General features: G+C 73.8%; 14 protein-coding genes. 7 read left to right on the top strand and 7 right to left on the bottom strand.

The features are described 5' to 3' along the window. The first annotated feature begins 29 nt into the window (after positions 1-29). On the top strand, positions 30-1,136 hold the full coding sequence (locus tag A6A06_RS38235) for a polyprenyl synthetase family protein (RefSeq protein ID WP_073768485.1): 1,107 nt from the start codon (positions 30-32) through the stop codon (positions 1,134-1,136). On the opposite strand, the gene A6A06_RS38230 is transcribed toward A6A06_RS38235, so the two are convergent. The 4 genes from A6A06_RS38230 to A6A06_RS38215 form a co-directional block, all read right to left on the bottom strand. Then, positions 1,124-3,082 carry an LCP family protein gene (locus A6A06_RS38230; RefSeq protein ID WP_073768483.1) on the bottom strand — a complete coding sequence of 653 codons (1,959 nt, stop codon included), beginning with the start codon at positions 3,080-3,082 and terminating at the stop codon, positions 1,124-1,126. The two genes, A6A06_RS38235 and A6A06_RS38230, sit on opposite strands and share 13 nt — an antisense overlap. 111 nt (positions 3,083-3,193) lie before the next feature. Beyond that, the gene (locus A6A06_RS38225; RefSeq protein WP_073768481.1) at positions 3,194-4,969 is read right to left on the bottom strand and encodes an LCP family protein; all 1,776 of its coding nucleotides are present in this window, start codon (positions 4,967-4,969) and stop codon (positions 3,194-3,196) included. Positions 4,970-5,198: 229 nt separating this feature from the next. Then, on the bottom strand, positions 5,199-6,542 hold the full coding sequence (locus A6A06_RS38220; RefSeq protein ID WP_073768479.1) for an LCP family protein: 1,344 nt from the start codon (positions 6,540-6,542) through the stop codon (positions 5,199-5,201). 379 nt (positions 6,543-6,921) lie between these two features. Further along, on the bottom strand, positions 6,922-7,674 hold the full coding sequence (locus A6A06_RS38215; protein ID WP_073768477.1) for a TIGR03089 family protein: 753 nt from the start codon (positions 7,672-7,674) through the stop codon (positions 6,922-6,924). Between the two features lie 127 nt (positions 7,675-7,801). Here A6A06_RS38215 and A6A06_RS38210 point away from each other — a divergent pair, with 127 nt between their 5' ends. The 3 genes from A6A06_RS38210 (at position 7,802) to A6A06_RS38200 (ending at position 11,489) form a co-directional block, all read left to right on the top strand. After that, complete coding sequence (locus tag A6A06_RS38210) at positions 7,802-9,271, top strand: peptidoglycan recognition protein family protein (protein WP_073768475.1); 1,470 nt, start codon at positions 7,802-7,804, stop codon at positions 9,269-9,271. Positions 9,272-9,344: 73 nt separating this feature from the next. Then, a complete protein-coding gene (locus A6A06_RS38205) occupies positions 9,345-10,427 on the top strand; it encodes a nucleotidyltransferase family protein (protein WP_073768473.1) in 1,083 nt (360 codons plus the stop codon). A gap of 147 nt (positions 10,428-10,574) precedes the next feature. Continuing rightward, positions 10,575-11,489: a DNA-3-methyladenine glycosylase family protein gene (locus A6A06_RS38200; protein ID WP_073768471.1), complete on the top strand. Its 915-nt coding sequence runs from the start codon at positions 10,575-10,577 to the stop codon at positions 11,487-11,489. A 92-nt stretch (positions 11,490-11,581) separates the two neighbouring features. On the opposite strand, the gene A6A06_RS38195 is transcribed toward A6A06_RS38200, so the two are convergent. From A6A06_RS38195 to A6A06_RS38185, 3 genes are read right to left on the bottom strand one after another with little or no spacing between them, the layout of a single operon-like run. Further along, positions 11,582-12,937, bottom strand: coding sequence for a coenzyme F420-0:L-glutamate ligase (locus A6A06_RS38195; RefSeq protein WP_073768469.1), 1,356 nt, complete (start codon positions 12,935-12,937; stop codon positions 11,582-11,584). Next, complete coding sequence (gene cofD / locus A6A06_RS38190; RefSeq protein WP_073768467.1) at positions 12,934-13,890, bottom strand: 2-phospho-L-lactate transferase; 957 nt, start codon at positions 13,888-13,890, stop codon at positions 12,934-12,936. Before cofD ends, A6A06_RS38195 begins: the two co-directional genes overlap by 4 nt. Positions 13,891-13,902: 12 nt before the next feature. Next, the gene (locus tag A6A06_RS38185) at positions 13,903-14,457 is read right to left on the bottom strand and encodes a cysteine dioxygenase (protein WP_073768465.1); all 555 of its coding nucleotides are present in this window, start codon (positions 14,455-14,457) and stop codon (positions 13,903-13,905) included. 678 nt (positions 14,458-15,135) lie between these two features. On the opposite strand from A6A06_RS38185, the gene A6A06_RS38175 reads away from it, so the two are divergent. From A6A06_RS38175 to A6A06_RS38165, 3 genes are all read left to right on the top strand, one after another. Then, positions 15,136-15,399, top strand: coding sequence for a WhiB family transcriptional regulator (locus A6A06_RS38175; RefSeq protein ID WP_003983763.1), 264 nt, complete (start codon positions 15,136-15,138; stop codon positions 15,397-15,399). 293 nt (positions 15,400-15,692) lie between these two features. After that, the gene (locus tag A6A06_RS38170; RefSeq protein ID WP_073768463.1) at positions 15,693-19,628 is read left to right on the top strand and encodes a glycosyltransferase family 2 protein; all 3,936 of its coding nucleotides are present in this window, start codon (positions 15,693-15,695) and stop codon (positions 19,626-19,628) included. After that, a complete protein-coding gene (locus A6A06_RS38165; RefSeq protein WP_073768461.1) occupies positions 19,625-21,157 on the top strand; it encodes a DUF5719 family protein in 1,533 nt (510 codons plus the stop codon). Before A6A06_RS38170 ends, A6A06_RS38165 begins: the two co-directional genes overlap by 4 nt. The last annotated feature ends 7 nt before the right edge of the window (positions 21,158-21,164 follow it).

Genomic DNA, 21,164 nt, shown 5'->3' with positions numbered 1-21,164 from the left:
GACCGACCCCTGACCGTACGGAGACACGCTTGTCCCCTCATCCCCGGTCCGCCGCCGTGCGGCCGAGCCCCGAAGCCCGGCTCGCCGAGGTCTTCCCGCAGGTGGGGGAGTACCTGGCCGGGCTCCTTGACGCCTACCGGCCCCGGTACGCGCACCTGCGGCCCGCGCTCGAACAGCTCGTCGCCCACGGCAGGCGGACGCCCCTGGAGAACGCGCTGCCGCTCCTCGTGCACGGCGCCGTCGAAGGCACCCTCGAACCGGCCGTCCCGGTGGCCGGGGTCCACGTCCTGTGGTGGCGGGCCGCCAACACCTTCGACGACGTGTCGGACGGCGGCGTCGGCACCCGGCTGTACGGCGGCGACCCGGCCGCCGTCATGACGGCGGCCCTGGAATGCGGCTACGCGCTGCCGCTGCGCGCCCTGGCCGCACTGCCGGTGCCCGGACCGCTGCGCGAGCGCCTGACCGCGGACTTCCTCGACGGCTGGACCGCCGCCTGCGACGGGCAGGTCGGCGACATCCTCGGCTCACCGACCGGCACGAGCCCCGAGGAGGTCCTGACGGTCTACCGGCACAAGAGCGGCTCGGTCTACGCCATGGCCGCCACGATGGCGGCCCGCCTCGCGCTCGGCGCGGACGGCGCGGACGACCCGCGGACCGCCGCCTGGGGGGAGTTCGGGCAGGCCGTGGGGATGCTCGCGCAGCTCCGCAACGACGAGGACGACCTGCGCTCCGGCCACAGCGACGACCTCGGCAACCACACCGCCACCTACCTCCTGGTCCAGCTGCTGCACTCCGCGCCCGACGCGGCCAGGGAACAGGCGGTGGAACTCCTCGGCCGGGCCGCCGACTCGGCCGCCGACCGCCACCGGCTGGCCGCCATGATGTACGCCCCGGACGTCCTGGCCCCCTACCAGCGCTTCCTCGCGGACGTCCACCAGCACGCCCACGCCCTGCTGGACACCCTCGCCCCCGACTCGCCCTTCGCCGGGCCCCTGCACCGGTGTGTCGACGACGAGGTGCGGACCACCGCGTACGCCGTCGCGCCGACGGGCCCGCACGGCGCGCACTGCGCCCTGCCTCCCGGCCCGGCGGTGCTGCCCGGCCGTACCCCGGGGCGGTCCGGTCAGAAGGTGTAGGCGGGGTTCACCTTCATGCAGGCCTTCTTGTCCTCGCCGTTGAGGGCGTCGGCGCTCTCCGGCGCCTTGTCCTCGTCCTTCTTGCCGGCCGGCGGCTTCGGGTACGCCGTGCCCCTGCGCCAGTCGTTGCCGATCACCAGCCGCACCTGGGTGGCGGAACGCGACTCCTTGACCGCGTCCTTGGACAGGCCGAGCGCCTTCGCGAGGGCGAGGGCGTCGCCGCGCCCCTCCTTGGCCGGGTAGGTGATCGTGGTGTCGGCCTGGGTGGTGAGGGAGGAGTCGGTGGAGGCGTTCGTGTAGCCGAGGGAGGCCAGGTGGCTGCTGATCACGTTCGCGCGGCCGGAGACCGGGCCCTGGACCGTGCTGTTGGTGCCGTTCTGCACGACGACGTCCAGCTTGTCCTTGGCTGTCGTCGGCTGCGGGTCGGGCGCGGGCTTCTTCTTCGCGTCCTTGCCGTCCAGCGCGGTGTCGTTACGGACCAGGGAGAAGGTCTGCTCGGCGTCGCCCGGCTTGGGTACGACGTACTCGCCGCCCGCCGCGTACTGCCACGGCATGGTGACCATGGTGATCCGCTCGGTCGGCACCCGCTGGAGGTCGCCGCCCAGGTCGTACAGCTTCTTCACGCTGCCCAGGCCCTCGTCGACGGTCAGTGCCTTGGTGGCGGCCTCGGCCAGGTCGCGCAGCTTCATCGGGTCGGTGAGCTTGGTGCCCGCCTTGAGTTCGCGGACCATCGAGTTCATGTACATGTGCTGGGCCTTGGCCCGGCCGATGTCGGTGTTGTCCTCGAAGCCGTACCGCGTGCGCAGCCATTGCAGGGCCTGCACGCCCTTGACCGAGTGGGTGCCTGCGGTCAGCTTCAGGCCGCTGCCGTGGCCCTTTTTGTCGTGCGAGTAGACGTTCTTGTCCACACACACGGGGACGCCGCCGATCGCGTCCGCCATGTCCACCACACCGGAGAAGTCGACCATCATGAAGTGGTCGATGTAGATGCCGGTCAGCTCCTTCCAGGCGGCGACCGTGCAGCCGGGGCCGCCGTGCTGGAGCGAGGTGTTGATGGCCGCGGTGGTCTGCGGGTAGACCTTGCCGTCGTCCGGGTCCTTGCACTCGGGGATCGGCACGCGGGTGTCGCGCGGGATGGAGACGACCGACATGTTGCTGCGGTCGGCGGAGACGTGCAGCAGCATCTGCACGTCGGCCAGCGGCTTGCGGTCCGCGTCCTTGCGGGCACCGCCGAGTTCGATGTTCTTCTCGCTGTTCCGGCCGTCCGAGCCGAGCAGCAGGATGTTCAGCGGAGTCTGCCCGAAGGCGTTCGGCTCCGGCTTCTCCAGGCCGCCGGACCCCAGGTCCAGGGCGTCCTTGCGGAGGTTGCTGTTGAGGTGCTCGTAGTACCAGTAACCGGCTCCGGCCGTGCCGACCAACAGCACGGCCAGGGTTATCGCGCTCCAGCGCAGCACGCGCCGGCCTTTGCCGCGCGGCTTGCCGGCGCGGCGGGAGCCCTTGGCGTCGGGCTCGGTGTCCGCCGCGGTGCCGCCGGAGGGGCTGGAGGTGTTGGGAAGGGGGTTGTCGGAGCCGCCGGGCTCGGAGCCGTCGGACGGCGAGGTGTCGGGCTCCACCGCGTCTTCGACTGCGGTGGCGGTGCCGGTGGTGGCCGTGCCGGTGGTGGCGGTCCCGGTGACGGCCGCACCGGTTACGGGCGGGACGGCCGCCCCCGGGACGGGCGGCCCCGAGACATTCACCCCCGGGACGGGCGGCCCCGACACCCCGCCGGTGATCACCGGCGGAACGGCCGCGCCGCCCCCGGGTCTCGCCCGGTCCGCCGCCTGCGGGCCGCCGGGGGCGGGTGCCGCCTTCTGTCCGTCCTCGTACAGGCTGTCGTCCCAGCCCAGGTCCTCGGCGTCGGGCCGGCGCCGGCGTGGCCCGTCACCACGCGCACTGTTGTGCCGCATTGGGTTTCTCCCCCGTCGATCGGCGCCGTTCACGGCGGCCGGGGCTCGCTTGGTCGTTCCGGCTGCCCCGTGCAGCCGCGGACGGGCCGGGGAGCCCCGGCCGGTGTCCGGCTACTTGGCGCAGACGTTCTGGTCGTCGGCGTTGACGTTCTGCACGCCGTCCGGTGTCTTCGTCGGCGCCTCGATCGACTTGCCCGGTCCCTCGAAGTCCTTGCCCAGGATCAGCTTCATCGGGACCTTGGGCCCCGCGTCCGCGGTGGTCTTCTTCAGCGCGCTCTTGGGCAGCCCCATCCACTCGGCCAGGGTGGCTGCCTGGCCGGCCTGGTTCGGTGCGTACTCAAGCCTGGTCGCGGCCAGCTTCGTCGGGGCGTTGCCCGCGTTCGTCGACAGCTTCGCGGCCTTGCTGTTCTGCAGCCAGTCCACCGTCTCCTGGGCGGCACCGAACGGTCCGCCGCCGTTGCTGACATCGACCCGGACCTGGTCGGCCGGCGCCTTGGGAACCTTCTTGTCGTCCGACGTGCCCTTGCCCTTCTTCGTCTTGGTCTTGGTCAGCGAGTGGTCGGCGCGGATCATCTGGAACAGCGGTCCGGCCTTCGCTTCGTCCAGTACGACGGTTGCGGGGTCCTTCGGGTTGTCCAGGACGGGAACTGTGGCGAAAGTGATGTTTTTGATGTCGACCCGGCTGAGGTCCTTGGCCAGGTCCACCAGCTTGCCCGCGCTGCCGATCCCGGTGTCGACGGTCAGCGCCTTGGTGGCGGCCTGCGCCAGGTCGTAGAGCTTGGGCACGCTGGTGAGGGTGTCGCCGGACTTCATCTTGCGGATCATCGAGCTGAGGAACTGCTGTTGCAGCTGAATGCGGCTCAGGTCGCTGCCGGTGCCGACGGAGTGCCGGGTACGGACGAAGGCCAGCGCCTGTTCGCCCTTGACGACGCTCTTGCCCGCGGGCAGGTGCAGATGGGACTTGGGGTCGTCGATGGGCTTGGCGGCGCACACCTCGACGCCGTCGACCGCCTCCGACAGCTCCTTGACGGCGTTGAAGTCGGCCATCATGAAGTGATCTATGGACAGGCCGGTCATCTTCTCGACGGTGCGCCAGGTGCAGCCGGGGTCGCGGTCCTCCTGGCCCAGGCTCGTGTTGAAGCGGACGTTGCGCTGGCCGGGGATGGTCCTGGTCGTGCCGTCCTTCTTCGTCGGGCAGTCCGGGATGTCGGTGATCATGTCGCGGGGGATGCTCAGGGCCGTCGTGTTGGACCGGTCCTTGGAGATGTGCATCAGGATCGTGGTGTCCGCGTGCCCGACGCTGCCCGAGTCGCCGTAGCCCTGGTTGCCCTTGCCGGAGCGGGCGTCCGTGCCGATGACGAGGATGTTGACGGGGCCGTCCTTGACCGCCGGGTTCTCCTTGCCGACGTCGACCTTGGAGATGTTCCCGTTCAGCTGCTGGTAGAGGTAGAACGCGCCGCCGCAGCCCGCGACGAGGACGAAGCCGAGCGCGCCGGACGTCCAGTAGAGCGCCTTCTTCTTCGCGGACTTCTTCGGCTTGGGCTTACGGCGGCTCGGCGTGCCGCCGCCGGGCGGCGCGGCACGGTTTCCGGCACGCCGGTCGCGCTGGGCCGGCAGTTCGCGGGTCTCGGTGTCCTTGCCGGGCGTGCCGCTTCCAGAACCGTTTTGCCCCGTGCGGCTGCCGGGCGCGGGAGTGTCCCGGCCCCCCGCCGGCCGTGGTGTGTCACCACTGCCGCGTCTGGGTGCCGGAGCCCTGCGGTCGGCGGGCTGCGCCGGCGGACTGCCGCCAGGGTCCAGCCGCAACTCGTAGGTGCCGGTGTTCGGATCGAACACCCACTGATCGGCGGGATCGATGTCGTCCCCTCGCCCACGGCCTTGCGCGTCCACGGTTCCTTGTGTCCTCCGTCGGTGCCACGCGGCGCCTCCCCCTCAAGGCGCTCGGTCGGTCGGTTGTGCAATGCGCGGTCAGCCTGATCGTGCGGACCGGATCGCTCACACTATCCGCCCAGTTCAGCGTCGAGCGACGCCCGTGACACATTCCACTCGCCTACAACTGGGCAATTCACCCCATCTTTTCGGCGGCTTTCGAGCAGCCGAGCGTACCTTTGCGGAGCTTTTAGCGACAGATCCCGCGTTCCGCGGTGGTTCCCCGGAACGTGGGTGTCGCGGACGGGGCGGCGGGACCGTTCGATGCGCCCTCCGCGGAATTCCTACGCGATCCGGATGCCGGGCCGGGCGCCGGTGTGCCCGCCGTCTCCCGCGCCCGGCCCGGCGCGGCGGACGTCCCGGGGGCCGGCGAGGAGGGCGCGGTAGTGGGCCGCACGGTCACCGGGCGGTCCGTGCCCAGCTGCCGGAAGAGCTGCTCGGCGTCCGGCTGGACGAGTTCGTCGCGGTCCGGGTCGTAGCGGTACTCCTGGCGCGGAACGGTCAGAAATTGCACCTTGGCGGTCGGGATGCTGCGCATACCGCGCACCCATTCGTACAGACCCCGAAGCGACGCCAGATCCTCGTCGGTGGTCAGCGAGCTGGTCGCGGCGTCCAACAGCGGGTAGAGCCTGCCGGGATGCAGCAGGACGCCGTTGCTGTGGACCTTGTTCACCAGCGCCGCCAGGAACTGCTGCTGGCGTTCCATGCGCTGGGTGTCGCTGCCGTCGCCGAGGGTCTTGCGGGCCCGGACATATCCGAGCGCCTCTTCCCCGCGCAGCGTCTGCCATCCGGCCGGCAGTCGAAGATGCGCCTCGTCGTCATTGACGGACCGTTCCAGGCACACGTCCACTCCGTCCACCGCGTCCACCATTTTCTTGAATCCGGTGAAATCCACGATCATGTGGTGGTCGACGCGAATGCCGGTCATCTTCTCGACCGTACGGATCGTGCATGCCGCGCCCGCGAACTCGAACGCCCAGTTGAACTGGATGAATTGCGGCTCCGACTGCTTTCCGTCGGAACGCTTGCAACCGGGAATCCGCACCATCAGATCCCGCGGGATGCTGACCGCCGTCGCGCTCCTGCGGTCCGCCGCCGCGTGCAGCAGGATCGCGGTGTCCGAGCGCTGGGTGCCGTTGTCCTCGCCGTACCGGCCGTTGTTCTCCCCGGAGCGCCGGTCGGAGCCGATCAGCAGGACGTTCTCCGCGCCGCCGGGCTCCGACTTGGGCCGCTCCGCCTCGTACTTCTCCAGCTCGTTGCGGGTGTCGGGGTCGGTACGGATGTTGCCGTCCAGCTTGGCGTAGAGCAGCCAGCCGGTACCGGCCGCGGCCAGCACCAGCGCGGAGAGCCCGAGGGCGGACCGGCGCACCCACCGCCGCCTGGGCCGCGGGCCGTCGGCCGTCGCGCCGCTCTCCGCCGTGAGGTCCAGCGGCGGGGCCGCGAGGGGGGCCGGGCGCGCGCCCGGCTCGTCGGCGGGGCCCTGCGCGCCGCGCGGGCCCCACCGGCCGGAAGGATTCTCCGGGCTGTCGCTCACGTGTGCGTCCCCATCCCTCCGGAGTCGGCGTCCCGCCCGCGCGGGAGCCGTCCGGCGGGCGGACGTGCGGGCCCGCAAGGGCATCCGTACCCCAAGATCATGGCCCGCCCGGGGCGTACCGGCCCCTCACGGAGGGCCGGGCGTCCGCCGGACGGGGGAAGGAGCGGCGGAGCCTGCGCTCGCTCCCGGCGGGGATGCGGACAGGGCGGGAACCCGGCGGGGACGCGGGCAGGGCCGGAACCCGGCCGGGATGCGGCTGCGGGCAGGCGCCGGAACCCGGCGGGGACGCGGGCGCGGGCCCTCGGCCGGGTCCTCAGTGGGTCCGCAGCGGGCCCTCAGCGGACCCTCAGTGCGTTCTCAGCGGGTCCTCGGCGGGCCCTCAGAGGGCGCGGTGCGTGACCCGCTCGCTCTCCTCGCGCTTGGCCAGGCCGTCCGCGTCCAGCCGGTCCGCGTTCCGGCACAGGACGACCGAGCCGCCCGCGGCCAGCGGAGCCAGCAGCCCGGCGGACAGGCCCGCCCAGGTGCCGTACGGCAGGCCGGACAGCAGCCGGGACCCGTCGGCCAGCCCGCGCTCCGCCGCGTCGGCCAGCGCCGCCGCCACCACCTCGGCGCCGGTCAGCTCCCGGCCGTCCACGGCGAGTGCCGGGTCCTGCGGGGAGACCGGCGCGTACGGCGCGAACCGGTCGCCCTGGCTCGGCACCTCGACCGCGTAGTCCGCGAAGCCCTGCGGCGGCTGCGGGAAGCGGCCGCCCAGCGGGCGCAGCGCCAGCGCCACCCGCTCTCCCGTGCAGGCGCGCGCCTCCTCCAGGGTGTCCGGGCCGCTCACCACGACGTCGGCCGCCGCCGGGTCGCCGCCGATGTCGGCGACCACGCCGACCGAGGAGCAGGCCAGCAGCCAGACCGCGGTCTGCCAGTGCGCGGGCAGCAGCAGCGCCAGGCGGTCGCCGGGCTCGGCGGCGAGGTCGCCCTGGAGGTAGTTGGCGGTCTTCGCCACCCAATTGGCGAAGGTGGCCACGGACAGTTCCACGCGCTCGCCGGTGGCGTCGTCGTAGAAGGTCACGAGCGGGCGGGCCGGGTCCGCGGCGAGTGCGGAACGCAGCAGGTCGGCGGGGGTGCGATCGGTGGTGTTCATCGGCGTCAGGGTACGCGCGGCAGCGGTCGCGGGTCAGCCGGACGGCGGGCGGGTACGGGGTGGCCCGGCCGACGCGCCGTCAGTTCCATGAATGGCATGTTATGCCCCATTCGTTCACGCTTCCCTCATGCGTGCCATTCTTGCTACCTCGATCGCCGTGACGTGCACCGCCGCCCTCGCCCTCCCGCTGGCCCTGCCCGCCGGAGCGACCGCGGCCGGTCCCGCCGGCACCCCCGCCGCCGGTACGTCCGCCGGTACGTCCGCCACCGGTACGTCCCACGCGCCGCAGGCCGGCCGGTCCGCACCGGACGGCCGGTCCGCACGGGCCGTGCCCCCCGGCATCCCCGGCAGCACCCGGTCCCTGCCCCTTCGCGCCCTGCGCACCTCGGACCGGAGCGCGGCCCCCGGCGCCCAGGGCCTGTCCGCCCACGGCGTCGCCCCGTTCTCGCTGGTCGGCGTCGTCTGGGACGACCCGGCCGCCGAACTGCACGGCCACGTCCAGGTCCGTTCCCGCCCCGTCGGCGGCACCGGCTGGTCCGGCTGGCAGGACATCCAGGCGCACGACGACGACGCGCCCGACCCGCACTCCGCCGAGCGCCGGGGCGGCTCCGTACGGGGCAGCACCGCACCCCTGTGGGTCGGCGCCTCCGACGCCGTGGAACTGCGCGTCGCCCCGGAGCGCGACGGCAGCAGCCGGGCGGCGGCCCGCCGGGCCCTGCCCGCCGGGATGCGCCTGGAGCTCGTCGACCCCGGCCGGGACACCTCTCAGGTGCGCGCGGCGCGGACCGGCGAGCAGCCGTCCGGCGAGGGCCGCCCGAAGCCGCCCCGCAACAGCACCCAAACCGTCGGCTCCGCCCTCGGCTCCCTGCTCGGCATCTTCCGGCTCCCGGCGCTGAACAGGCCCGCGTCCCCCGGCGACGACTTCGACGACGACCCCACCCCGCGCCCCACCGCCCCCACCAAGCCCCGCCCCACCACCGGCCCCCGCTCCCACATCGGCCCCCGCCCGGCCATCGTCACCCGGGCCGGCTGGGGCGCCGACGAGAAGCTGCGCGAGCGGAAGTTCGCGTACACCAAGCGCGTCCGTGCGGCCTTCGTCCACCACAGCGCCACCGGCAACAACTACAGGTGTGCGCAGGCCCCTTCGGTCCTGCGCGGCATCTACCGCTACCACGTCAAGAGCAGTGGCTGGCGCGACATGGGCTACAACTTCCTCATCGACAAGTGCGGCACCATCTACGAAGGCCGCGCGGGCGGCGTCGCCAAGCCGGTGATGGGCGCGCACACCCGCGGATTCAACGGGAACAGCATGGGCATCGCCGTCCTCGGATCGTTCGAGAATGCAAACCCGTCCGCGGCGTCCGTGAACGCGGTGGCGAAGCTGACGGCGTGGAAACTCGGCCTGTACGGCGTGGACCCGCGAGCCACAACTTCCCTAGTGTCTGGCGGAGGCAATCGGTTCAAGAAGGGCAGCCGGGCTAAGCTGCACGCCATCTCCGGACATCGGGACGGCTTCAATACCCAGTGCCCCGGCGATCGTCTTTACCGCAAGCTCAGCACCGCACGCAGTACGGCGGCGCGCCTTCAGGGCCGCTGAAAAGGCGTTCGGACGAATCTGCCTACACTGGTCCGCCGACCGGCCGACCCCAGCAGGAAGCAGAGAAGACAAGGTGACTGAAGCGATCCTTCTGGTCGGTGGCAAGGGCACCCGGCTGCGCCCGCTGACGGTGCACACGCCCAAGCCGATGGTCCCGGCCGCCGGTGTCCCCTTCCTCACCCATCAGCTGGCGCGCGCCCGCGCCGCGGGTGTGGAGCACATCGTGCTGGCCACGTCGTACCTCGCCGAGGTCTTCGAGCCGTACTTCGGCGACGGGTCCGCGCTCGGCCTGCACCTGGAGTACGTCACCGAGGAGGAGCCGCTGGGCACCGGCGGCGCCATCCGCAACGTCGCCTCCCGCCTGCACTCGGCACCCGGCGACCCGGTCCTGATCTTCAACGGCGACATCCTCACCGGGCTGGACATCGCGGCCCTGGTGGACACCCACCGCACCACCGGCGCCGATGTCTCCCTGCACCTGACCAAGGTCGCCGACCCGCGCGCCTTCGGCCTGGTGCCCACCGACGACACCGGCCGGGTCACCGCCTTCCTGGAGAAGCCGCAGACGCCCGAGGAGATCGTCACCGACCAGGTCAACGCGGGCGCCTACGTCTTCAACCGCTCGGTCATCGACACCATCCCCACCGGCCGCCCGGTCTCCGTCGAGCGCGAGACCTTCCCCGGCCTGCTGGAGAGCGGCGCCCACCTCCAGGGCATGGTCGACTCCACCTACTGGCTCGACCTGGGCACCCCGCACGCCTTCGTCCGCGGCTCGGCCGACCTGGTCATGGGCCGCGCGCCGTCCCCGGCCGTGCCGGGCCGCTGCGGCGACCGCCTGGTCATGGACACCGCCGACGTCGCCCCGGACGCGAAGATCACCGGTGGTACGGCCATCGGCGCGCGGGCCCGGGTCGGCGCGGGGGCGCGCATCGACGGCAGCACCGTCCTGGAGGGCGCAGTCGTCGAGCCGGGCGCCCGCGTCCGCGACTCGCTGATCGGCGTCGGGGCGCACATCGGGGCGCGTACGGTCCTGGAAGGCGCCGTCATCGGCGACGGCGCGCACATCGGCGCCGACAACGAGCTGCTCGACGGCGTACGGGTGTGGTGCGGCGCCGGGATACCCGCGGCGTCGGTCCGCTTCTCCTCCGACCAGTAGGCCGGAGGGCGCATCCCCCAGTAGGCCGGAGGCCGCAGGGCCGCGGACGGACGCGGCCCCGCGCGCACCCCGCGTGCACCCCATGCGCGCACCCCACGCGAACCCCGTGCCCCGCGGCAGCACCCCCGTATCACTTACCCTGGCCGGATGCCCGCCGCCCTCCGCCGCACCTGGGTCCCGCCCGGCCCGTACGACCTGAGCCGCACCCTCGGTGTGCTCGGTCGCGGCCCCGGCGACCCCGCGTTCCGGGTGGCGGACGGCGCCGTCTGGCGGGCCAGCCGCACCCCGCAGGGCCCGGCCACCCTGTGCGTACGCACCCGGACCGGCGCCGGACGGATCGAGGCCGAGGCGTGGGGGCCGGGCGCCGCGTGGATGCTGGACGGGCTGCCCGCCCTGCTGGGGGAGGGCGACGACCCGGCGGCCTTCACCCCGCGGCACCGCCTCGTCCACGAAGCACGCCGCCGCCACCCCGGCGTACGGCTCGCCCGCACCGGCCTGGTCCTGGAATCGCTGATCCCCTCGATCCTGGAGCAGAAGGTCACCGCCGACGAGGCGTACCGCGCCTGGCGGCTGCTGCTCCAGCGGCACGGCGAGCCCGCGCCCGGCCCCTGGGACCGGCTGCGCGTCATGCCCGATCCGCGCGGCTGGGCGCTGATCCCGTCCTGGGAGTGGCACCGCGCGGGCGTCGACCACAAGCGCTCGGCCACGATCCTGCGGGCCGTACGCGTCGCCCGCCGCCTGGAAGAGGCCGCGGCCATGGACCTGCCGGACGCCCTGCACCGGCTCCAGCTGGTGCAGGGCATCGGCCCGTGGACGGCCGCCGAGGCGGTGCAGCGCTCCAACGGCGCGCCCGACGCGATCACCGTCGGCGACCTGCACCTGCCGCGCATCGTCGGCTACGCGCTGACCGGGCGGCGGGACGGCACCGACGAGCAGATGCTCGACCTGCTCGCCCCCTACGAGGGCCAGCGGCACCGCGCCGCCCGCTTCATCCTGCTGTCGGGCCGGACGCTGCCGCGCCGCGCCCCGCGCTTCCCCGTCGGGGACATCGCCCGGCTGTAGCGACGGCCGGGCGGCGCCCCCGCAGACCGTACGGGCCCAGCGCACCGAGCCCAGCGGACCGGGCTCAGCGCACCGAGCCCAGCCCACCGGACTCAGCGCACCACCACGAAGTCGTCCCCCGCGCGCGGCGGCCGCGGCCGGGGCGCCTGCGCCGCGCGCCCCACGGCCACCGCGCCCATCGGGTCCCAGCCCGCCGGCAGGTCCAGCACCTCCCGTACGACATCGCGGCAGAACATCGTCGAGGACACCCACGCCGACCCCAGCCGCTCACCGGCCAGCGCGACCAGGAAGTTCTGGATGCCCGCGCCGTTCGCGACGACGAACATCTCCCGCTCGGCCGCGTTGCGCCGCGCGTCCGGATACGTGTGCGAGCCGTCCGTCACCAGGCACGGCACGACCAGGTACGGCGCGTTGCGCAGCACATCGCCCCGGCGCACCCGCTTGGCGATCGACTCCTCGCTGAAGCCGTCCCCGCGCAGGTCGGCGATCCACGCGTCCCGCATCGCGTCCAGCAGCCCGGTGCGCGCCGCCGCGGACTCCAGCAGGACGAACCGCCAGGGCGTGGTGTGGTGCGGCGCGGGCGCGGTGACCGCCGCGGCGACCGCGCGCCGTACCGCGCCGGGGTCCACCGGGTCGTCGGTGAACTCGCGGACCGTACGCCGCAGGGTCACCGCTTCCCGTACGGCCTCGGACGTGCCCAGCCGGAACATGTCGTCGGGGGCGGACCGCACCAGCTCACGGGCGCCCGTGTCGTCCCCGGCACCGCCGCGGTCCGTGCCGTCGTCGCGCACCACGTGCGGCAGTCCGCGGACCACCGCCACCGGCAGCCCGGCGGCCTTGCCCTTCACCAGGTCGCCCGCCGCGGCGAGTTCGTCGGCGGTGGCGACCACCGTCACGCCGAGCGGGTTGCCGTGCGCGTCCAGGCCGCCGCGCAGGTCGTCCAGCACCCGCACCCCGGCGGCGCCGATCGCGACATCGGTCAGCCCGCTGCGCCACGGCCGCCCGAAGGTGTCGCTGACGATGACGCCGACCCGTACGCCGAGGGCGGCCCGCAGCCCGTCGCGGATGGCGCGCGCCGAGGCGTCCGGGTCCGCGGGCAGCAACAGCACCGTTCCGGCCGGAGTGTTGGAGGCGTCGACGCCCGCCGCCGCCATGACCAGACCCTGCCGGTTCTCGACGATGCGCAGGGTGCCGCGGCGCGCCACGACCCGTACGGTCTCCTGGTCGATGGCCGCCTCACGGTCGGCGGCCTCCATGACCCGGCCCTCGGCCTTGCTGACGATCTTCGAGGTCACCAGCAGCACGTCGCCGTCGGCGAGTCCGGGCTGGCCGTCGCCGGTCGCCGCGGCCGCGATGAGCTTCGCGAGGTCGTCACCGGCCCGCACCTCGGGGATGCCGGGCAGCGCCCACACCCGGTAGGCCGCCGGGGCCGGGCCGGGGGTGCTCACGCGCGGACCTCCTCGGCCAGCGCCAGTGCCTCGCGGGCCATCGCGGCGGTCGCGTCCAGGTCGGTCATCATCAGCGGTACGGCCTTGCAGCGGATGCCCGCTTCCTCGACCTCGGCCACCGTGCCCGCGTCCACCGTGTCGACGAGCCAGCCGTCCAGCAGCCCGGAGCCGTAGTGCCGGGCCACCGCGGACGCCGTCGACTCGACGCCGACCGCCGCGAGGACCTTGTCCGCCATGCCGCGCACCGGCGCGTCCCCGACGATCGGCGACAGCCCGACCACCGGCACCCCGGCGTCCGCGATGGCCTCGCGGACGCCCGGCACCGCCAGGATCGTCCCGACGCTCACCACCGGGTTGGACGGCGGGAAGAGCACCACGTCCGCCTCCGCGATGGCCTCCAGCACGCCCGGCGCGGGCTTGGCCTGCTCGGCGCCGACCGGTACCACCGCGTGCGCGTCCACCGAGGCGCGCAGCCGTACCCAGTACTCCTGGAAGTGGACGGCCTTGCGCTCACCGTCGATGTCCACGGCGACATGGGTCTCGACCCGGTCGTCGGACATCGGCAGCAGCCGCACGCCCGGCTGCCAGCGCTCGCACAGCGCCTCGGTCACCGCGCTGAGCGGGTAGCCGGCGCCGAGCATCTGCGTACGGACGATGTGGGTGGCGAAGTCGCGGTCGCCGAGCCCGAACCACTCGGGCCCGACACCGTAGGCCGCCAACTCCTCCTTCACCCGGAAGGTTTCGTCGGTACGGCCCCAGCCCTGTTCCTCGTTGATGCCACCGCCGAGCGTGTACATCACGGTGTCGAGGTCCGGGCAGACCTTCAGCCCGAACAGATGGATGTCGTCACCGGTGTTGCCGATGACCGTGATGTCGGCGTCCGGCGCCGCTGCTTTCAGACCCCGCAGGAAGCGGGCGCCGCCGATGCCGCCGGCGAGAACCACAATGCGCATGGCCCCAGCATGTCAGGGGGCGGCCACCGGGCGGGAGGCGCCCGCCCCGGAGGAGGCGCCCGCCGCGCACCGGGCGCCGTGCATCGGCATGTCGGTCAGGCCGGGGAAGTACACGTGCAGGCTGACGGCGGGTACGAGCGCGTCGTTGACGACCTCGTGGACGTACCCGGGGGCGAAGACCCGCTGCGCGCCGGCCTTCAGGGTCCGGGGTCCGCCCGCCGTGTGCTCGCTCAACTCGCCCTCCAGCACGGTCAGTACGCCGGAGGAGGGGCCGTGGTCGTGCCGTCCGCTGCCCTGTCCCGGCAGCCAGCTCAGCAGCCACACCTCGTAGCCGGCCGGGGCCTGTCCCGCGTGGCCGGTGGCGGGGGCGCCGGGCACGGCGTGCAGCCGGTGGTACCAGCGGGTGGTGGCGTCGTAGCGCACGAGCGGGGCCCAGCGGGCCCGGTCGGCGGCGATCTCACGGGCGAGTCCCGCGAATCCGGCCACGGTGGAGGGGTGCGCGGGGACGGGCGGGAGCAGGTGCGGGACGGCCAGCGGGTCGCCGGCGATCTGGACATCGCTGTTCATTGCGGGAATTCCTCGGCAAGGTGCTCAGGTGGCGCAGATGGAGTGCGCCGCCGCGCGGGACGCGCGCAGCGGACACGGGAGCCGTGCGGGGTGCTGCGGATGCTACGGGGAGAAGAAGCTGGAGCTCGGTGGCGTCAACAGCTGGAACAGCGACAGCGGGCCTGGGCAGCGCAGCGGGACCCGTAGGCACGGGTCAGGCGGAGCGCAGGAATCGCTGGCATGCATGCAAGGAGACCGGGTACTCGGCCCCATGTCAACCGGGTGTCTGATTTGGGGGATATGTTTCACCTCATCCGGTTACTGCGCCCGGCGAAAGGTTTGTGCAGGCGAGGTGCGGAGAAGACGGCCGACACCTGCGTATCCCTGTACGCCGTTGCGGTCTCGTGACCTGAATGTGACCTGGCCCGCTTCCGCGTGCAGGGTGCAACGGCTGCGCCGCCCGTCGCGTCCTTGGGTGTGAGAGGGGAGTTACAGGTGATGCAGCTGAGAAAGTGTCCTGTTTTTTGCCGATTTGAACACTTTCTGCATAGGCTTGGTTCCGCAGAGTGAATAAGGGGCCCAATAGCAGATCTCGGCTTGACTGGCCCGGATCGGCACACTTGTAATTTCACTCGTGTCGTTCAGCCGCCATCGGTAACGGCTGCATCACGGGGACGCAAAGACAGACGAGGGGCGCACATGACCGAGCTGTTCCAGGAATTGCTGGTCGAAGAGGCGGACGAGGAGCTCGGCTGGCAGGAGCGCGCGCTGTGCGCCCAGACCGACCCCGAGTCCTTCTTCCCGGAGAAGGGTGGCTCCACCCGCGAGGCCAAGAAGGTCTGCCTCGCGTGCGAGGTCCGCTCCGAATGCCTTGAATATGCCCTCGCCAACGACGAACGCTTCGGAATCTGGGGCGGACTGTCCGAGCGCGAGCGGCGCCGGCTCAAGAAGGCAGCGGTCTGACGTCCAGCAGGACGGCCCGGCCGCCGGGCCACCGCATCTCCCTAAATCCCCCTATAGACAACGGTCCGCCTCCAGCGCCACACGTGCCGGAGGCGGACCGCTGTGCACGCGGCAGACGCACGCCACCGCCGAAGCATTAGTGTGGGGCCGCGTCCGAGGCGCACCGACGCCCTGACGGGCACCCGGCCACGGGACGCGCCGTCGGCCGCACCGCGTCGCCGTCCGTCGCAGTCCACAGCGCAGCGCTATGCCGGGGGAGGACCCCGAGACCCCCGGGGAGGGCCCCTACCTCGATGTCCGTGCACACTCAGCCGGCCGCCCAGGCCGCGCAAGCCGCCGCCGAATACCACGACGGCACCCCCGAGTTCCCCCGGCACGTCGTCACCGCCGTGATCGTCTCCCACGACGGCGAACGCTGGCTGCCCGACGCACTCGCCGGACTGCTCGGCCAGGAACGCCCGGCCCAGCACGTCGTCGGCGCCGACACCGGCAGCGCCGACGGCTCCGCCCGGCTGCTCGGCGAAGCCCTCGGCGACGACCGCGTACTCCACCTCGCCCGCCGCTCCGGCTTCGGCACCGCCGTCGACGAAGCCGTACGCACCGCCCCCGTCCTCGGCCCCGACGACCTGCCGTACCTGCGCCGCCCCAGCGGCTGGGACCCGGTCGGCCGCACCTGGCGCGACGACGCCTACGACCTGCCGGAACTCCCGCACGGCGAACCCGTCCAATGGCTCTGGCTGCTGCACGACGACTGCGCGCCCGAACCCGACGCACTCGCCGAACTGCTGCGCGTCGCCGACGCCAGCCCCTCCACCGCCGTCGTCGGACCCAAACTGCGCAGCTGGTACGACCGCCGCCAGCTCCTCGAAACCGGCGTCAGCATCGCCCGCAGCGGCCGCCGTTGGACCGGCCTGGACCGCCGCGAACAGGACCAGGGACAGCACGACCAGGTACGCCCGGTGCTCTCCGTCTCCAGCGCCGGCATGCTCATCCGCCGCGACGTGTACGAGCAGTTGGGCGGCTTCGACCGGCGGCTGCCGCTGATGCGCGACGACGTCGACCTGTGCTGGCGCGCCCAGTCCGCCGGACACCAGGTCCTCGTCGCCCCCGACGCGGTCCTGCGCCACGCCGAGGCGTCCGCCCGCGAACGCCGCCCCATCGACTGCGTCGGCCGCTCCACCGCCAGCCCCCACCGCGTCGACAAGGCCGGCGCCGTCTACACCCTCCTGGCCAACACCCGCGGCGCCCTGCTCCCGTACGTCGCCCTGCGCATCGTCCTCGGCACCCTGCTCCGCGTCCTCGCCTACCTCGTCGGCAAGGTCCCCGGCCAGGCCCTCGACGAACTCGCCGGACTCATCGGCACCCTGCTGCGCCCCGGCCGCATCCTCGCCGCACGCCGCAAACGCGGCCGCCCCGCGACCGACGCGAGCGAACTGCGGCCGCTCTTCCCGCCACCCGGCGCGACCGTACGGGCCACCGTCGAACAGGTCGCCGGCAACCTCGCCGGCCGCTCCGCCCCCGAAGCCGCCTCCGCCGGACGGCACGGCGCCGTCGAATCGGGCCCCGGCGGCGACGACGCCGACTACCTGGAGATCGAACAGTTCGCCCGGCTCAAGCGGATCGCCCGCCAGCCGGCCCCGGTGCTCTTCCTCCTCCTGCTCGCCGTCTCCCTCATCGCCTGCCGCTCCCTGCTCGGCTCCGGCGCGCTCACCGGCGGCGCCCTGCTGCCCGCCCCCGGCACCCTCTCCGACCTGTGGTCGGGCTACCTCGACGGCTGGCACGCCACCGGCACCGGCAGCACCGCCGCCGCGCCCCCGTACCTCGCCGTCCTCGCCCTGATCGCCACCCTCTTCCTCGGCAGCACCGGCCTGGCCGTCACCGTGCTGCTCGTCTGCTCCGTACCGCTCGCCGGACTGAGCGCCTACTTCGCCTCCCGGCCGCTCGTCGGCTCCCGCCTGCTGCGCGCCTGGGGCAGCATCGTCTACGCCTTCCTGCCCGCCGCCACCGGCGCCCTCGCCGGCGGCCGCATCGGCACCGCGGTCCTCGCGGTCCTGCTGCCGCTCATGGCACGGGCCGCCGTCGCCGCAGGCGGCCTGCGGCTGACCCCCGGCACCCGGCCCAGCTGGCGCGCCGCCTGGGCGTACGCCCTGCTCCTCACCGTCACCACCGCCTTCACGCCGGTCGTCTGGCCCGTCGCCGTCCTGCTCGGCATCGCCCTGCTCGTCCTGCGCGCCCTGGACGGCAACCGCGGCCTGCTCCTCGCCTACGCGCTGCGCTTCCTCGCCGTCGCCGTCACCCCCCTCGTCGTCCTGGCCCCCTGGTCGCTGTCCCTGCTCGCCCACCCCTCCCGCTTCTTCCGGGAGGCCGGACTGGACCTCGGCGCGGGCTCGGCGTCCGTACTGGACCTCGTCGGCATCAGCCCCGGCGGCCCGAAGGCCGTCGGCGGGGTGCTGCTCCTCGGCATCGTGCTGGCCGCGCTGGGCGCCACCCTGCGCGACGACCGGCAGCGCGCGGTCCGAGTCGCCTGGGCGGTGGCCGTGACCGCCCTGCTGTTCGCCGTACTGGCCAACCGCTCCGCCTGGGCCGGACCCGCCGCCCTCGTCTACGGGCTGGCGCTGCTGTGCACCGCCACCGTCGGCGCCGAAGGCATCCGCTCCCGCATGGAGACCCTCGGCTTCGGCTGGAAGCAGCCGGTCGCCGTCCTGATCGCGCTGTCCGCGCTGCTCGCCCCCCTGTACGCGGCGGTCAGCTGGATGATCACCGGCGCGGCCGGGCCGCTGGAGCGCCGCGACTCCGTACAGGTCCCGGCGTTCGTCGCCGAGGACACCGGCTCCGTCGACCGGGCCCGCACCCTCGTCCTCGACGGCGGCGCCGGCCACGTCGCCTACAGCCTGGTACGCGGCTCCGGCGCCCGCCTCGGCGACGCCGACATCGCCGACGGGACCGGCGAGGACAAGCGGCTCGGCGGCATCGTCGCCAACCTCGTCGCCGGCTCCGGCGCCGACCAGAGCAACCAGCTCGGCGGCTACGCGGTCCGCTACATCCTGGTCCGCGACGGCGCGCCCCGCGACATGGGCCGCGTCCTGGACGCCACACCGGGCCTGATGCGCCTCAGCCAGGACGACGGCAGCGCCCTGTGGCGCGTGGAACAGCGCGTCTCGCGGGTCTCGATCGTGCCGGAGGAGACCAAGGACGGGACCCGCGCGGGCCGCGCCGCCGCACCGGTGCCCGTCCCGTCCGGGCCCGTCGAGTCCCACACCGACCTGCCCGCGGGCGCCGACGGCCGGGTGCTGCGCGTCGCCGACACCGCCGACGCGGGCTGGCAGGCCACCCTCGACGGCAAGGCACTGAAACCGGTCGAGCTGGACGGCTGGGCGCAGGGCTTCGAACTGCCCGCGACCGGCGGCCGCCTCGACCTCACCTACGACGACCCCATGGGCCACACCGCGTGGCTCTGGGCCCAGGGCGCGCTCGCCGTGGTCCTCGTGGTGCTCGCCCTGCCGGGCCGCCGCCGCGAGATCGACGACGACCTGCCCGAGGACGGCGTGCCCGCGGTGCCCGCACAGGCCGTCGCGGGCGAGGGCCGCCGGGCGCGGCGCCTGCGCGCGGCGCAGACCGCGGACGCCCCCGAAGGCGGCGCGGAGCCGGGCATCCCGGCCGCGCGGACCGGCGAGGAGCCGCCGCCCGGCCCGGCGGCGGTGCCGCAGGGCGCCGCCCCCGCGGACGTCCAGGCCGCCGACCCGTACGCGGCCGTGCCGCAGCAGGGCTACGACGAGCAGCACGGCTACGGGCAGCAGCAGATGCAGATGTACGACCAGTGGCAGCAGCCGGGCGACCCGTACCAGGGCGCGCAGCAGCCGTACGGGCAGGAACCCGGCGTCCAGCCGTACGTCCAGCCGTACGGGCAGGAACCGTACGGGCAGCCGTACGGGGAGGGAGCGGGCGCGCAGCCGTACGGGCCGGAGGCGGGCTCCCAGCAGTACGGGCAGGACCAGTACGGCCGGCCGTACGCGGGCGGAGCCGACGGCTACCCGCCGGACTCCGACCAGGCCGCCGCCCCGCACCAGCCCGGCACCTACGACCCGTACCACTACGGCCAGCAGCCGCCCCAGCAGCCGCCGCACCAGCAGCAGCCGCCGCACCAGCCGCCCCAGCAGCCCTACGACGACGGCACGACGTACCCCGGCTCCTACCGCGAGCCCCGCCGCGACGGGAGCGACCAGCAGTGAAGCGCACCATCATGTCCCTGATCGGCGCGACCGTGGCGCTCGGCGCGGTCACCGGCGTCGCCGCCATGGCCGCCCCCGACGGCCAGCGCACCACCACGGCCAAGGGCGCCTCCCGGCTGCCCGTGGAGCGGTCCGCGCAGCTGTGCCCGCCGCCCACCTCGTCGGAGGTCGGCGACACCACGTACACCGCCTTCACCCCCAAGGGAACGGGCGGCAAGACCGGCCCCCAGGGCACCGCGGGGCTGCTGCCCGCCCAGCAGGGCAAGCCGGACGGCAAGGGCGGCACGCCGGACGGCAAGGGCAAGCCGGGCGCGCAGACGAACGCCGCGCCCGTCGCGCCACTGAAGGAAGCCGGCACCCCGGTCACCGCCACCACGGACCGCGCCGACGCGCCCGCCCTCGTCGGGACCGCCGACGGCGCCCTCGCGCCCGGCTGGACCGTCCAGCAGACCACCAGCGTCGCGGCCGGCAGCGGCCGCGGCCTGCTCGGCCTGTCCTGCGCGGCACCCGACACCGACTTCTGGTTCCCCGGCGTGAGCACCGGCAAGGACCGCCAGGACTACATCCACCTCACCAACCCCGACGACTCCCCGGCCGTCGTCGACCTCGACCTGCGCGGCAAGGACGGCCCGCTGCAGTCCGCGTCCGGCGAGAACATCACCGTCCCGCCGCGCTCCACCGTGCCGGTCCTGCTCTCCACCCTGACCGGCGCCCCCACCCAGGACGCGGCACTGCACGTGGTCGCCCGCGAGGGCCGGGTCGGCGCCTCCGTACAGGCCGCCGACGCGAAACTGGGCGGCGACTGGCTGCCCGCCGCGGCCGACCCCGCGCCCGGCGCGGTCCTGCCGGGCATCCCGGCCGACGCGACCTCCGTCCACCTCGTCGCCGTCGCCCCCGGCCGGGAGGACGCCGACCTGAAGGTGCAACTGGCCACCCCGAACGGCCTGATCACCCCGGCCGGCGTGGAGACACTGCACGTCAAGAGCGGCATGACGGCGTCCGTCGACCTCAAGGACGTCACCAAGGGCGAGGCGGGCTCGCTCGTGCTGACCCCCGCGAACGGCTCCAAGGCGCCGGTCGCGGCGGCCCTCCAGGTCATCCGCGGCAAGGGCGACAAGCAGGAGATGGCCTTCATCCCGGCGACCGGAGCGGTCGGACAGCGGGCCACCGCCGCCGACAACCGGGACAAGGGCAGCACGCTGTCCCTGGTCGCACCGGAGAAGGGCAAGGACGCCAAGGTCACGGTCACCGCGTCGGCGGGCAGCGGGGGCGGCACGCCGGTGTCGAAGACGTACACGGTCAAGGGCGGCAGCACCCTCGCCGTCGAACCGCCGCGCCCCCAGGGCCTCAAGGGCTCCTACGCGCTGACCGTCGAACCGGCGGCGGGCAGCGGCCCGGTCCACGCGGCGCGGACGCTGGCGCTGCCCCAGGGCGGCCTGCCCGCCTTCACCGTGCAGACGCTGCCGGACGACCGGGGGACCGTGGTGGTGCCGACGGCGGGGGAGGACCTCTCGCTGCTGACGCGGTGAGGGCGGG

This window comes from Streptomyces sp. CB02923 (genome assembly GCF_001905005.1).
Classification (GTDB): Bacteria; Actinomycetota; Actinomycetes; order Streptomycetales; family Streptomycetaceae; genus Streptomyces.
This window is presented reverse-complemented; position numbering and strand designations above follow the sequence as displayed.